The sequence below is a fragment of the Baekduia sp. genome, assembly GCF_035685985.1.
GTDB lineage: Bacteria > Actinomycetota > Thermoleophilia > Solirubrobacterales > Solirubrobacteraceae > Baekduia.
On the sequence record NZ_DASRZV010000012.1, the window covers coordinates 88,170 to 101,243 of the forward strand.

General features: G+C 73.8%; 12 protein-coding genes. 7 read left to right on the plus strand and 5 right to left on the minus strand.

Annotated elements, in window-relative coordinates; all coding sequences use genetic code 11:
* The first annotated feature begins 32 nt into the window (after positions 1 to 32).
* The 3 genes from VFG42_RS04890 to VFG42_RS04900 are packed head-to-tail and all read left to right on the plus strand — an operon-like array spanning position 33 to position 2,973.
* The gene (locus VFG42_RS04890; RefSeq protein WP_324905850.1) at positions 33 to 1,079 is read left to right on the plus strand and encodes a quercetin 2,3-dioxygenase; all 1,047 of its coding nucleotides are present in this window, start codon (positions 33 to 35) and stop codon (positions 1,077 to 1,079) included.
* Positions 1,079 to 2,032 (plus strand): fumarylacetoacetate hydrolase family protein, encoded by a 954-nt coding sequence (locus tag VFG42_RS04895; RefSeq protein ID WP_324905852.1) that lies wholly within the window; start codon positions 1,079 to 1,081, stop codon positions 2,030 to 2,032. Before VFG42_RS04890 ends, VFG42_RS04895 begins: the two co-directional genes overlap by 1 nt.
* Positions 2,029 to 2,973: a flavodoxin family protein gene (locus VFG42_RS04900; protein ID WP_324905854.1), complete on the plus strand. Its 945-nt coding sequence runs from the start codon at positions 2,029 to 2,031 to the stop codon at positions 2,971 to 2,973. Before VFG42_RS04895 ends, VFG42_RS04900 begins: the two co-directional genes overlap by 4 nt.
* On the opposite strand, the gene VFG42_RS04905 is transcribed toward VFG42_RS04900, so the two are convergent.
* Positions 2,927 to 4,354: an FAD-binding oxidoreductase gene (locus VFG42_RS04905; protein ID WP_324905856.1), complete on the minus strand. Its 1,428-nt coding sequence runs from the start codon at positions 4,352 to 4,354 to the stop codon at positions 2,927 to 2,929. The genes VFG42_RS04900 and VFG42_RS04905 overlap by 47 nt on opposite strands.
* Positions 4,355 to 4,421: 67 nt before the next feature.
* On the opposite strand from VFG42_RS04905, the gene VFG42_RS04910 reads away from it, so the two are divergent.
* Entirely contained in the window at positions 4,422 to 4,865 is a 444-nt protein-coding gene (locus VFG42_RS04910; RefSeq protein WP_324905858.1) for a MarR family winged helix-turn-helix transcriptional regulator, read from the plus strand.
* A 6-nt stretch (positions 4,866 to 4,871) separates the two neighbouring features.
* Here the strand turns inward: VFG42_RS04910 and VFG42_RS04915 are convergent, their stop codons facing one another.
* Both VFG42_RS04915 and VFG42_RS04920 read right to left on the minus strand, forming a co-directional pair.
* Entirely contained in the window at positions 4,872 to 5,396 is a 525-nt protein-coding gene (locus tag VFG42_RS04915; protein WP_324905860.1) for an FMN-binding protein, read from the minus strand.
* A gap of 18 nt (positions 5,397 to 5,414) precedes the next feature.
* A complete protein-coding gene (locus VFG42_RS04920) occupies positions 5,415 to 6,875 on the minus strand; it encodes a ferredoxin reductase family protein (protein ID WP_324905863.1) in 1,461 nt (486 codons plus the stop codon).
* Positions 6,876 to 6,973: 98 nt separating this feature from the next.
* Between VFG42_RS04920 and lhgO the strand changes: the two genes are divergently transcribed.
* Positions 6,974 to 8,176 carry an L-2-hydroxyglutarate oxidase gene (lhgO, locus tag VFG42_RS04925; protein ID WP_324905865.1) on the plus strand — a complete coding sequence of 401 codons (1,203 nt, stop codon included), beginning with the start codon at positions 6,974 to 6,976 and terminating at the stop codon, positions 8,174 to 8,176.
* Here the strand turns inward: lhgO and purU are convergent.
* Complete coding sequence (purU, locus tag VFG42_RS04930; RefSeq protein ID WP_324905867.1) at positions 8,173 to 9,036, minus strand: formyltetrahydrofolate deformylase; 864 nt, start codon at positions 9,034 to 9,036, stop codon at positions 8,173 to 8,175. The genes lhgO and purU overlap by 4 nt on opposite strands.
* A 93-nt stretch (positions 9,037 to 9,129) precedes the next feature.
* Here purU and VFG42_RS04935 point away from each other — a divergent pair, with 93 nt between their 5' ends.
* Both VFG42_RS04935 and VFG42_RS04940 read left to right on the plus strand, forming a co-directional pair.
* Positions 9,130 to 9,891: an FAD:protein FMN transferase gene (locus tag VFG42_RS04935; RefSeq protein ID WP_324905869.1), complete on the plus strand. Its 762-nt coding sequence runs from the start codon at positions 9,130 to 9,132 to the stop codon at positions 9,889 to 9,891.
* Positions 9,892 to 9,902: 11 nt separating this feature from the next.
* Positions 9,903 to 11,369, plus strand: coding sequence for a DHA2 family efflux MFS transporter permease subunit (locus VFG42_RS04940; RefSeq protein WP_324905871.1), 1,467 nt, complete (start codon positions 9,903 to 9,905; stop codon positions 11,367 to 11,369).
* 863 nt (positions 11,370 to 12,232) lie between these two features.
* Here VFG42_RS04940 and VFG42_RS04945 read toward each other — a convergent pair.
* The gene (locus VFG42_RS04945) at positions 12,233 to 13,066 is read right to left on the minus strand and encodes a p-hydroxycinnamoyl CoA hydratase/lyase (RefSeq protein ID WP_324905873.1); all 834 of its coding nucleotides are present in this window, start codon (positions 13,064 to 13,066) and stop codon (positions 12,233 to 12,235) included.
* Positions 13,067 to 13,074: the final 8 nt, after the last annotated feature.

Here is a 13,074-nt window from a genome sequence, read left to right on the forward strand (position 1 = left end):
AGTCGTGCACAGTCGCGGTTACTGTGCACACTATGTCCGCGACGCCCGACCCCACCCTCGTGTCCGCACCGGCCGCGCCCCCGCTGCCGGATGCCGCCGTCCCCTACGTCCAGCCGGCCGGAACGGGCCGCGGGCACCTGCTGCTCGGGCAGGTCGCGCGGGCGATGCTCGGCGCCGAGCAGTCCAACGGCCAGCTGTCGTTCATGACCAACTGCGGTCCGAAGGGCCGGCCGATCCCGCTGCACTTCCACGACCGCGAGTTCGAGGTCTTCCTGTGCACGCGCGGCCGCGTGCAGGTCTGGGCCGACGGCGAGTCGCGGGTGCTGTCGCCGGGCGACGTCGCGATCGTGCCGCCGGGCGTCGTGCACGCCTACCAGTTCCACAGCCACTTCAGCGAGTTCGTCGGGCCGATCACGCCCGGCGGGTGGGACCGCTTCTTCGACCTCTGCGGCACGCCCTACGAGGCGCCAGCGTTCCCGCCCGAGGACCACTCGCCGCCGCCGTTCGCGAAGTTCGCGCAGGCCGAGCAGCAGTACAACATGAAGTACCTGCCGCCGGACACGCCCTATGCGCCGCCGACGTGGGACGCGGCCGACGACACGCTGCCCGGCGCGATGAAGCCCTACTTCCTGCGCTCCGGCGAGGGGCCGCGCCACCTGCTCGGCGGCCAGATGGTCACCACCATGATCACGTCGGACGAGTCCGACGGCGACCTCGGCATGTGGACGGTCCAGGGCACGGTCGGCGGCGAGATGCCCGCGCACGTCCACGAGCGCACGCACGAGGCGATCTACGTGCGCAACGGCACCGTCCGCGTCACGCTCGACGGCGAGTCGCACCTGCTCGCCCCCGGCGACTGCGCGTCGATCCCGGCGGGTTGCGTGCACACCTACGCCTTCGAGTCGGCGGTCACGCGCGCGATCGTCATGTCCTCGCCCGGCGGCCTCGAGCGGCTGTTCGCGCTGGCCGGCGAGCCCTACGCCCACCACGTCTTCCCCGCCACGCCCGCGGCGTTCCCGGACGCGGCGGCGATGGAGGCCGCCGCGGCGGAGCTGGACGTGCACTTCGTGGACGCCTAGTGCCGCGCTTCGCCTCGCTGCTGATCGACGGGCGGCCCGTCGCCGCCCGGATCGAGGAGGACAACTCGACGGGGAAGGCCGCGACGACGGCGGCGGCCGCGACGACAACAACGGCCGCGACGACCGCGACGGCGACGACGGCCGCGACGACGACAACGGCGACGACCGCGACGGCGGTCCCGCTGCGCGGGATCGCCGAGCTGGGGCGCGACACGCCCAGCGACGTGCTGGCCGACGACTCGCTGCTCGACCGCGACGCGGCGGTCGCGCTGGACGACCCGTCGGTCACGATCCGCCCCGTCGTGCCGCGCCCCGACAAGGTCATCTGCGTCGGGCTGAACTACCGCGAGCACGTCGCCGAGTCGCTGCGCGACGAGCCCGAGTACCCGGTGCTGTTCACGAAGTGGGCCTCGACGCTGACCGGTCCGACCGACCCCATCGCCTTGCCCGCCGAGTCCACCAAGATCGACTACGAGGGCGAGCTGGTGGTCGTGATCGGCCGCCGGGCGCGGCGGGTCGCCAAGGCCGACGCGCTGTCGGTCGTCGCCGGCTACGCCGTGGCCAACGACCTGTCGATGCGCGACTTCCAGCACAAGTCCCACCAGTGGCTGCAGGGCAAGGCGTGGGACGCGTCGACGCCGGTCGGCCCGTTCCTCGTCACGCCCGACGAGGTCCCGGACCCCCAGGCGCTGCGGCTGCGCACGATCGTCAACGGCCGGACCGTCCAGGACGCGACGACCGACCTGATGATCTTCGACGTCGCGACGCTCGTCGCCGCGGTCTCGGAGTTCGCGACGCTGCAGCCCGGCGACCTGATCCTCACCGGCACGCCGGGCGGGGTCGGCGTGCGGCGCGACCCGCCCCTGCTGCTGGGACCCGGCGACGTCGTGGCCGTCGAGGTCGACGGCGTCGGCCGGATCGAGAACACCATGAAGGAGGAGGACCGCCGATGACCGCCCGGCGCGTGCTCGGGCTCGGCTGCGGCCGCGCCGACGGCAACGCGGACCTGCTGCTGAAGGCCGCGCTGCGCGGCGCGCGGGACGCCGGCGCCGAGGTCTCGCACGTCCGCCTCGACGACCTGCGGCTCGGCGCCTTCGACGAGGACGCCGCGTGGTTCTGGGACCAGCTGATGGAGCACGACGGGCTGATCATCGGCGCGCCGATCCACAACCGCACGGTGCCGGGCAAGCTGAAGCTCTTGCTCGACGCGATCCTCGGGCCCAAGGCCGACGTCGCCTTCGCCCTGGAGTACGTGCGGATGCGCGACGCCGGCCAGGAGGCCGCGGTCCGGTTCCCGTTCGACGAGCGCGTGCTGCGCCCGCGCGTCGGCGGCTTCATCGCGGTCGGCGGCGCCAACACCGACCGCTGGAAGGCGCTCGCGCTGCCGTTGATGCACCACATGACGTTCTCGATGCAGATCGGCGTGGTCGACCAGGTCGTCCTCGGCGGCGCGGGCACGCCCGCGTCGATCGTGCTCGACGAGCCCGCGCTGGAGCGCGCGACGCTGCTGGGCGCCAACGTGGCGGAGCAGCTCGGCCGCGCGTTCGACGACGTCGAGTACCGCGGGGCGCCCGGCGCCTGCCCGCTGTGCCACCTCGACGCGGTCGTCCTGCATCCGGGCGGCGCGATCGAGTGCGCGACCTGCGGCGCGGGCGGCACGCTCGCGGTCGACGACGACGGCGTCCCGGTCGCGCGCTTCGACGCCGACGGCGCGCGCCGCTCGGTCCTCACCGTCGCCGAGAAGCACGAGCACTTCCTGGAGGTCCAGGAGACCGCGGTCGCGCAGCTCGCCCGCGCCGACGAGGTCGCCGCGGGCGTCGCGCGTCACGCCGACGTCGAGCCCCCGCTCACGCCGGCGGCGCCGGCGGGGGCGCCGGCGCCCCCGCCGGCCTGACGTTCTGGTTGAGCGCGAAGACGTTGTTGGGGTCGTAGGTCGCCTTGACCGCGGCCAGCCGCCGCAGCGTGCGGGCGTGCGCGCCCGTGCCGGCGGCGGCCGCGCCCTCCTCGTCGCCCGCCATGAAGTTGACGTAGGTCCCGCCGGTGAGGTGGGGCACGAGCGAGGCGTAGGACTCGCGCGTCCACGCGATCTCGCGCGCGTCCTCGGCCGGGTCCCGCCACATCGCCGGGAGGTTGACGAGCCACGCGGCGTCGCGGTGCGGGTAGGCGGTGGCGTCGGCGTCCACGCGCGCGATCGCGCCGCCCTGGGCGAGGATCTCGATCTGCGACAGCGGCGAGACGATCCGCGCCGCCGCGGCGAGCAGCGCCTCGATCAGCCCGTCGGTCAGCGCGGTCGCGTAGCCGGCCTTGATGTAGGTGCGCTGCCCGTGGGCGAAGATCTCGTCGGTCAGCGTCTGGATCTCCAGGAACGGCCAGAGGTCCAGCGACGACGCGGCGGGGGCCGGCTCGTCCCGCAACGACGACAACAACGCCTCGCCCTCGGCGCGGTCGCCGGTCCACTCGATCAAGGACATGATCCCGGGCGTGCCGACCAGCTCCTCGGGCATCCACGGCAGCGGCGGCGCCTGGCGCAGGAACGAGGTCCACAACAACGCGTCGGGCGCGGCGGGGTCGGCCATCGCGTCGCGGCCGCGCTCCAGGACGGCGCGGGCGCGGTCGGCCGGGTGGAACATGCCGAGGATCAGCACCTCGCGCAGCGGGTGGCAGGCGAACGTGAACGACGTGACCACGCCGAAGTTCCCACCGCCGCCGCGCAGGCCCCAGAACAGCTCGGGGTGCGAGGTGGCCGAGGCGGTCAGCACGTCGCCGTCGGCGGTGACGACCTCGGCGCCCAGCAGCGAGTCGATCGTCAGCCCGAAGCGCCGCATCAGCCGCCCGACGCCGCCGCCGAGCGTAAGCCCACCGACGCCGGTGTGCGAGACGACGCCGGCCGGGACGACGAGGCCATGCGCCTGCGTCGCGCGGTCCAGCTCGCCCAGCAGCGCGCCGCCGCCGACGGTGGCGGTCCGCGCGTCGGCGTCGACCGCGACGTCGTCGAGCGCGCGCAGGTCGATCACGAGGCCTTCGTCGCAGACGCTGTGGCCGGGCATCGAGTGCCCGCCGCCGCGGACCGCGATCGGGAGATCGTGCGCGCGGGCGTGGCGGATCGCCGCCGCGACGTCGGCGGCCGACGTCGCGCGGGCGATCAGCGCCGGGCGCCGGTCGTGCATCGCGTTCCAGATCGCGCGCGCCGCGTCGTAGGCCGGGTGGTCGGGCGTGACCACCTCCCCCGCGAAGCCGGGGATCGTCGTCGTCTCGGTCGTGCCGCCCATCGCCATCGCGCTCCTCCTCCGGACAGATATCTATAGATTCATATCTATATGCGAGCAGGCTAGCATCGGCGCCATGACGAGGCAAGGCGCCAAGGACCTCGCGGTCGTCCTGCAGGACCTCGCCTGGCTGCTGCCGCGCACGATCGGCGCGGCGGAGCTGGAGCGCGAGGCGCTGCCGCTGTCGGAGCTCGAGGTCATGCGCCTGCTCGTCCGGCGGCCCGGGCTGAGCGTCGGCGAGGTCGCGGGCGAGCTGGGCCTCCACGGGCCCAACGCGTCGGCGGCCGTGCGCGGGCTCGCCGCGCGCGGGCTGCTGGAGCGACGCCGCGACCCCGACGACGGCCGGATCGCTCGCCTGCACCCGACCCGTCGCGCGATCGCCACGCGCGACCGCCGCGAGGACGGATGGGCGACCGCCATGGCCGACGCGCTGGACGACCTCTCCCCCGCCGACGCCGACGCGCTCCTGGCCGCCGCGCCCGCGCTGCGCGCGCTGGCCGAGCGACTCGCCGCGTCGTAGCGCTAGCTAGCCCCGCGGCGGCGCGAAGCCGGGAGGCGCGCCGTCGTCGCCGTCGAACCCGCCGTGGTCGCCGTGCTTCTCGACGTTGGGGATCGTCGACGAGCCGCGCGCGCCGTCGGCGGCCGTGAACCCGGCCCGGTCGAGCGCGGACTGCAGCGAGGCCTCGTAGCCGGCGGAGGTGATCGTCGCGCCGGTGACCGCGTCGATGGCGGCGGTCTGCTTGGTCAGCGCCTCCTGCTTGAGCGTCGGCTCGGCCTGCGTGGAGATCGCCACCGACTTGGGCTCGTCGTCGGGCAGCGCCACCGCGACGATGTTGGTGATCTTGCCGTTCACGACGGTGACCTCGACCTGCGCGGTGCCGTAGCGCGTGGCGATCGCCGAGCCGGTGAACGTGTCGTGGCCGTCGCTGGTGGCGGGCGTCGAGGCGGAGGCCACCGCCTTGCTGACGCCCGACTCGTGGGGCTTGAAGCTCAGCACGGCGGCCAGTCCGGCGACGGTGCCGGCGATGACGATGGGAGCGCGACGGGGCAACGTGATGTCCTTGTTTGGTCAGAGCGAGAACGACTCGACGTGGATCCGGTCGGACGGGACGCCGAGCGCGCGGGCCGACGCGATCACCGCGTCCGAGAAGCCGTCGGGGCCGCAGATGTAGATGTCGCGACGGGCGACGTCGGGGATCAGGCGCCGCAGGGCCTCGGCGTCCAGCGGCACGCGGTCGCGCGGGCCGATCAGCTCGTGCACGCGCCCGCCGATCCGGCCCGCGTGGTCGGCGACCTCGTCGGCCAGGACGAGGTCGCCGCGCGTGCGGCCGCGCAGGATCACGTCGACGTCGGTCCCGACCGGAAGCTCCTGCAGCAACGCGCGCACCGGCGTGATCCCGACGCCGCCGCCGATCAGCAGCAGCCGGTCGCCGCGGCGCGCGTCGGCGGTGAAGGCGCCGTAGGGACCCTCGATCGCCACGCGCGTGCCGGGCGCCATCGCGACCAGCGCGGCGCTGTGGTCGCCGAGGTCCTTGATCGTGATCCGCAGGCGCGTGCGGTCGGGCGCGGCCGACAGCGAGTAGGGGTGCGCCTGCCACCACAGGCCGCGGCGCAGGAAGCGCCACTGCAGGAACTGGCCGCCGGCGGCCGGCAGGCGGTCGAGGCGGCGGCCCTCCAACAGCACGCTGTAGGTGTCGCGTCCCTCGGGGCGCACGCCGACCACCCGCACTTGGTGGCGCAGCGAGCGCCACAGCGGCAGCAGCACGCGGCAGCCGACGACGAGCGCGAGCGTCCCGACCCACAGCGCCGTCCAGTACATGCGGTTGGTCGGATGGCCGACGAACGACGCGCCGGTGTGCACCTGGTGCGAGAAGGCCAGGAACAACGCGAGGTAGGTGTACAGGTGGACCGACCACCAGGTCTCGTAGGCCATCCGCGCGCGGGCCTTCCGGTAGGACGTCACGCCGGCGGCGATCAGCAGGCCGAACGCGACGACCGACGCGAGGATCCCCGGGTAGGTCCAGATCAGCCGGCCGAGCTGGTGCAGGACCCCGTCGTGGGCCGCCTGCGCGTAGCCGATCGTGATCAGCGTGCCGTGGGCGACCAGGAGGTAGAGCGGCCACGGGCCGAGCCTGCGGTGCCAGACGACCAGGCGGTCCTGGCCGATCGCGCGCTCCAGCGGCGGCAGCCGCGCGACGAGCACGACGACCACGATCATCAGGTAGGCCGCGGCCAGCCCGGACAGGCGGCCGGCGGCGGTCGCCCAGCCGCCCGCGGCGCGCAGCGAGCCGGAGGACTCGGCCTCGACGCCGAGCGCGAGCGTGACGCCGAAGCCGATCCCGCCCAGCGCGGCGAGGCCGTCGACGACCCACGGGCGGCGGCGGGCGGGCAGGCGGCGCCGGGAGGCGGAGGGCGCCGAGGGCGCGGAGGGCGCGGGCGGCCTGGCGGCGACGGGCGCGGCGGGCGCGGCGGACGCCGGCGCCGGCTCCCCGTGGTCGGCCCAGAGGCTCCTCCGCGCTCGGTCAGGCATCGGCGGGATGATCGGCACCGTCGATGAGAGCGACCTCAGCCGATCCTGAGCGAAAGCTGAGGACGACCGCCTCGCACGCCTGCGATCCTTTCGCGCCGATGAACGGCACGGAGCGGATCGGCGTCGTCGGCGCGGGGATCGTCGGCCTGGCGGTCGCGCGGCGGATCGCGGAGGTCGCGCCCGGCGCGCGGGTGACCGTGCTCGACAAGGAGCACGCGGTCGCCGTGCACCAGACCGGCCACAACAGCGGCGTCGCCCACGCGGGCCTCTACTACCAGCCGGGATCGTTGAAGGCGCGGCTGTGCCGGCGCGGGATCGAGCTGTTGAAGGCCTTGTGCGAGGAGCGCGGGCTGCCCTACGACGAGTGCGGCAAGCTCGTCGTCGCGCGCGACGAGAGCGAGATCGGGCGGCTGCGCGACATCGAGCGGCGCGCGACCGAGAACGGCGTGCCGGGCCTGCGGTGGCTGGAGGGCGCCGCGCGGATGCGCGAGGTCGAGCCCAACGTCGTCGGCGTCGCGGCGGTGCACTCGCCGGCCACCGCGATCGTGGACTTCAAGGCCGTCGCGGGCGCCTTCGCCGACGACGTCCGCGCCGCGGGCGGCGAGCTGCGCCTGGGGCGCGAGGTCACGTCGATCGCCCAGCGCGGCGACGAGGTGCGCGTCGTCGCCGGCGGCGAGGAGCACGCGTTCGACCGGCTGATCCTGTGCGCAGGGCTGCAGTCCGATCGCGTCGCGCGGCTGGCCGGCGACGACGACGGCCCGGCGATCGTCCCGTTCCGCGGCGAGTACCTGCGGTTGAAGGACGGGCGCTCGGACTTGGTGAAGGGGTTGATCTACCCGGTGCCCGACCCGGCGTTCCCGTTCCTCGGCGTGCACTTCACGCGGCGCGTGGACGGCGGGCTGGACATCGGGCCCAACGCCGTGCTGGCCTTCGCCCGCGAGGGCTACACGTTCGGGCGCGTGGTCCCGCGCGACCTGGCCGCGACGCTCGGGTACTCCGGGTTCCGCAAGCTCGCGGTCAAGTACTGGAGGACGGGCCTGAAGGAGATGCGCGGCTCGGTGGCGCCCGGCGTGCTGGTCCGCGAGGCCCGGACGTTCGTGCCGTCGCTGCGCCGCGAGGACGTCGAGCGCGCGCCCGCGGGCGTGCGCGCGCAGGCGATCGACCCCGACGGGTCGATGGTCGACGACTTCCGCGTCAACCACGTCGGCCGCGTCGTGGCGGTGCGCAACGCGCCGTCGCCCGCCGCGACGTCGTCGCTGGCGATCGCCGAGCACGTCGTCGGACTCGCGCTGGGCTCCTAGCGCAGCACCACGGTCTTCGCGCCGTTCAGCGCGATGCGGTTCTCGGTGTGCCAGCGCACCGCGCGGGCGAGCGCGCGGCACTCGACCTCGCGCCCGCGCGTCTCGTAGTCCTCGGCGGTCATCGCGTGGTCGACGCGCTCCATCTCCTGCTCGATGATCGGGCCCTCGTCCAGCTCGGGGGTCACGTAGTGCGCGCTGGCGCCGATCACCTTCACGCCGCGGTCGTAGGCCTGGTGGTAGGGCCGGGCGCCCTTGAACGACGGCAGCATCGAGTGATGGATGTTGATCGCCCGGCCCTCCAGGACGCGGCAGGCGTCGGCGCTGAGGATCTGCATGTAGCGGGCCAGGACGACCAGCTCGACCTGCTCGACCTCGACGATCTCCAACAGCTTGGCCTCGGCCTCCGGCTTGGTGTCCTCGCTCACCGGGATGTGGTGGAAGGGCACCTGGTGGTCCTTGGCCATCCGCTCGAGGTCCGGGTGGTTGGAGACGACCGCGACGACGTCGAGGTTCAGCTCGCCGACCGAGGTGCGGAACAGCAGGTCGTTGAGGCAGTGCGCGTACTTGGACACCATGATGAGCACGCGCTGGCGCTCGGAGGCGTCGACCATCCGCCAGGTCATCCCCCACGCGTCGGCCATCGCGGCGAACGCCGCGCGCAGGGCCGGGACGTCGAGGTGCCGGCCGTCGGCGTGGGCGAAGCGCACGCGCATGAAGAACGTGCCGGTCTGGGGGTCGTCGAACTGCTGGCTCTCCAGGATGTTGCCGCGGTGCTGGACCAGGAAGCCGGAGACCGCGTGGACGATGCCGGGCGCGTCCGGGCAGGAGAGGGTCAGGACACAATGCTGCGCGACGCTCATGTGCCGCAACCCTACGACGCGGTCGGCGCGCGGCGCCAGGGCCGCGGGCGCACGAGGACGTTGACGCGGCGGCAAGGCCGTACCGTGAGCGGGGTGCGGCGCGAGGTGATGGTGGACGAGGTCATGGGGACGGTCGTCTCGCTCGACGCGCGCACGCCGAGCGCGCCGAGCGCGCCGGCGGTCGACGGCGCGTTCGCGCGGGCGATGGCGTGGCTGCGCGAGGCCGACGCGCGCTTCAGCACCTACCGCGACGACAGCGAGATCCGGCGGCTGGACCGCGGCGAGCTGCGCCTGGAGGAGACCCATCCCGACGTGCGGACCGTGCTCGCGCGCTGCGAGCGCCTGCGCGCCGAGACCGGCGGGGCGTTCGACGTGCGCGCGACCGGGCGGCTGGACCCGTCGGCACTGGTCAAGGGCTGGGCCGTGCAGCGCGGCGCCGACCTGCTGGCGGCCGAGGGGCTGACCGACTTCATGCTGGCGGCGGGCGGCGACGTCGTCGTGCGCGGCGGCGCGCGGCCGGCGGCGACGTGGCGCGTCGGCGTCCAGCATCCGCGCGACCGCGGCGCGGTGGCCGCCACGTTCCCGGCGACCGACCGCGCGATCGCGACGTCCGGGCTGTACGAGCGCGGCGCGCACCTGATCGACCCGCGGACCGGGGCGGCGCCGGTCGGCGTCCTGTCGGTGACCGTCGTCGGCGAGGACCTCGGGCTGGCCGACGCCTACTCGACGGCCGCCTTCGCGCTCGGCCCCGACGGCCCGGCGTGGACGCTGACGCTCGACGGCTACGAGGCGCTGACGATCCTGTCCGACGACCGCGTGCTGAGGACGCCCGGGTTCCCGGCCTTCGACCGTTAGCCTGCAGGGCCATGGCCGCCTCCCCCGCCTCCCCTGCTCCCGCGGCCGCGCCGGACGAGGGTCTGGACCGCGAGCTGCTGCTCGTGGCCGCGACCGTCGTCGTCGGCGCGGTGATGACGATCCTCGACACGACGGTCGTCAACGTCGCGATCCGCACGCTGCAGGCCGACTTCCACACGTCGCTGGCGACGATCCAGTGGGTGGCGACCGGCTACACGCTCGCGCTCGCGACGGTGATCCCGCTGACCGGCTGGGCCGCCGAGCGGTTCGGCACCAAGCGCCTGTACCTGACGTCGATCGCGCTGTTCTTGTTGGGGTCGATGCTGTCGGGCATCGCGTCCAGCTCGACCGAGCTGATCGTCTTCCGCGTGCTGCAGGGTCTCGGCGGCGGCATGCTGATGCCGGCCGGGATGACGATCCTCACGCGCGCGGCGGGCCCGCAGCGCGTCGGGCGCGTCATGGCGATCATGGGCGTGCCGATGATGCTCGGCCCGATCGCGGGCCCGATCCTCGGCGGCTGGCTGGTCGACAGCTTCTCGTGGCGCTGGATCTTCTTCATCAACGTGCCGGTCGGGATCGTGGCGCTGATCCTCACGACGCGGGTGCTGCCGCGCGACGTCCCGCAGCCGGGGCACAAGCTCGACTGGATGGGCCTGGGGCTGCTGTCCCCCGGGCTGGCGCTGTTGATCTACGGGTTGGCCAAGACGTCCTCGGAGGGCGGCTTCGCCTCGGCGAAGGTGCTCGTCCCGATGGTCCTCGGCGTGATCGCGCTGGCGGCGTTCGTCGCGCACGCGATGCGCGCCGGCGAGGACGCGCTGATCGACCTGCGCCTGTTCGCCAACAAGACGTTCTCCGCGGCGGCCGGGACGATGATCCTGGTGATCATCGCGGTCTTCGGCGGCATGTTGTTGTTGCCCTTGTACCTGCAGACCGTGCGCGGCGAGTCGGCGATGGACTCCGGCCTGCTGCTGGCGCCGCAGGGCGTCGGCGCGATGCTCGCGATGCCGATCGCCGGGTCGCTGGCCGACAAGACCGGCATCGGCAAGATCGTCCCCGGCGGCCTGGTCCTCGTCGGCGCGACGTTCCTGGGCCTGACGCAGCTGGAGGCCGACACGAGCTACTGGCTCTTCGGCGTCGACCTGTTCTTCATGGGCATCGGCATGGGCATGACGATGATGCCGACGTTCTCGGGCGCGATGCAGACGCTCAGCCAGGCGGCGATCCCGAAGGCGTCGACCACGTTGAACATCAACCAGCAGGTCGGCGCCTCGATCGGCACCGCCGTGTTGTCGGTGCTGTTGGCACATCAGCTGCAGGGCGCGAGCACCCCGGCGGCGCAGGCCGACGCCTACGGGTCGACGTTCGTCTGGGCCTTCGTGCTGGTCGCCGTGGCGTTCGTGGTGGCCCTGGTGCTGCTGCCCAAGCGGAAGCCGGCGGCGCCGGCGGACCCGGGGCCGGCGGCGCACGTGATGGCTTAGGGGGTTCAGCGGCGGCGGCGGGGCCGGCGTTGGCCCGCCGGGGCCTGGGCCGGCGTTGGTCGGCCGGCGTGGGTGGCGTCTCAGTGCGGGGCGTTGGGGGGCGGGTGCGGGGTGCTGGTGGGTTCGGCATCGAGGGCGGCGGGCAGGGGTGGGCGACGCCGGCGCCTGGGCTCTCCGTCGTCGCTGGGGGCGGGCGCCTGCGCAGGGCCGGGATCCCGCGCAGGGAAGGCGTCCAGACATCAGACCGGGCCGCCTTGGTGTCCTCGGCCGGGATTTCATCGAGACCCATCCGGGGTTCGGGCCCGAACCGACAACCAACGGCGCCTTGATGTCGCATGCCGACACCAAGGCGCCATCGGTTCCCCGGAAGGCGGGTCAGATGCGATCCGTGCTTCGAGGGTGCGCCACCGACGCCGGGATTCAGGTCTGGACGCCGTCCCTCGACCCGGCCCCGAAGCGGCGCAGGCACCCGCCCCCGACGCCGACGGAGAGCCCGAGCGCCGGCGTCGCCAACCCCTGCCCGCCGCCCTCGATGCCCAACCCACCAACGCCCCGCAGCACCACCCAACGCCCGCGCTGAGGCGCCACCGTCTACCGCGTCCCTACGGCCCGCCGAGCGGGCGTCGACGGCGGCCGGCGCTGAGGCGTCCCAGCCCGGGCGACAGGGTCCGTCTCCGGCCCTCGGGAGGCGATCGTCGCGGCGCCGCCGTCGGCTCGGCGTCGGAGGTCCACGCGTCCCTGCGCGTCGGGCGACTCGGCCCGCTCCGCTCGAACGCCTGTGGGACCGGAAGCGCGTCAGCGAGCCGGCCGTCGGTGCCGCGTCGCGCCGGTCGACGACCCCAAGCGCCGCCGCGCGCGAAGGCCTACGCCTCGCCGCGCTGGTAGGCCTGCAGCCCGGGGCGGATCGCCTTGTCGTCGAGGAACTGCTTGAGCCCTTCCTCGCGTCCGTGGGAGCGGTCGTTGAACTGCGATTGCTCGAGCTTGGCGTACAGGTAGTCCAGCGCGCCCTCCCAGGACATCTCGGCGGCGTGCTTGTAGCCGTTCTTGGCGGCGTCCATCACGACGGGGTTCTTGTCCAACAGCGTCTTGGCCAGCGTGACGGTCTCCTCGCGTAGGCGGGCGAGGGGGACCGACCGGTTGACGAGGTTCATCTCGGCCGCGCGGCGGCCGTCGAAGGTCTCGCCGGTCATGATGTACCACAAGGCCTGGCGGGAGCCGACGGTGTCGGCGAGGCAGCGGGAGACCATGCCTCCGGGCGGGATGCCCCAGTTGATCTCGCTGAGGCCGAACGTCGCCTCGTCGGCGGCGATCGCCAGGTCGCAGGAGACGAGCGGGATGAACGCGCCGCCGAAGCACCAGCCGTTGACCATCGCGATCGTCGGCTTGGAGAAGTACCGCAGGATCCGGAACTGCCAGGTCTGCGACTGCTCGCGCACCTCGCGCTGGCGCCACAGCGGGCCGCCGTCGACCTCGCGGAAGTACTCCTTGAGGTCCATGCCCGCCGACCACGCGTCGCCCGCGCCGGTCAGGACGACCACGCCGACCGCGTCGTCGCGGTCGAGCGCGCGCAGCGCCTCGGCCATCTCGACGTTGAGCGTCGGGCTCATCGCGTTGCGCTTGTCCGGGCGGTGGAGCTCCAGCCACCCGATGCCGTCCTCCACCGTGACGCGGACCGTCTCCCACTGGCTCTCGCTCATGCGAGCGA

Bases quoted from the DNA above. Each gene is read 5' to 3' on its own strand.
- VFG42_RS04890 (WP_324905850.1), top strand. From the start codon at position 33: ATGTCCGCGACGCCCGACCCCACCCTCGTGTCCGCACCGGCCGCGCCC.
- VFG42_RS04900 (WP_324905854.1), top strand. From the start codon at position 2,029: ATGACCGCCCGGCGCGTGCTCGGGCTCGGCTGCGGCCGCGCCGACGGC.
- VFG42_RS04905 (WP_324905856.1), bottom strand. From the start codon at position 4,354: ATGGCGATGGGCGGCACGACCGAGACGACGACGATCCCCGGCTTCGCG.
- VFG42_RS04910 (WP_324905858.1), top strand. From the start codon at position 4,422: ATGACGAGGCAAGGCGCCAAGGACCTCGCGGTCGTCCTGCAGGACCTC.
- VFG42_RS04920 (WP_324905863.1), bottom strand. From the start codon at position 6,875: ATGCCTGACCGAGCGCGGAGGAGCCTCTGGGCCGACCACGGGGAGCCG.
- lhgO (WP_324905865.1), top strand. From the start codon at position 6,974: ATGAACGGCACGGAGCGGATCGGCGTCGTCGGCGCGGGGATCGTCGGC.
- purU (WP_324905867.1), bottom strand. From the start codon at position 9,036: ATGAGCGTCGCGCAGCATTGTGTCCTGACCCTCTCCTGCCCGGACGCG.
- VFG42_RS04940 (WP_324905871.1), top strand. From the start codon at position 9,903: ATGGCCGCCTCCCCCGCCTCCCCTGCTCCCGCGGCCGCGCCGGACGAG.
- VFG42_RS04945 (WP_324905873.1), bottom strand. From the start codon at position 13,066: ATGAGCGAGAGCCAGTGGGAGACGGTCCGCGTCACGGTGGAGGACGGC.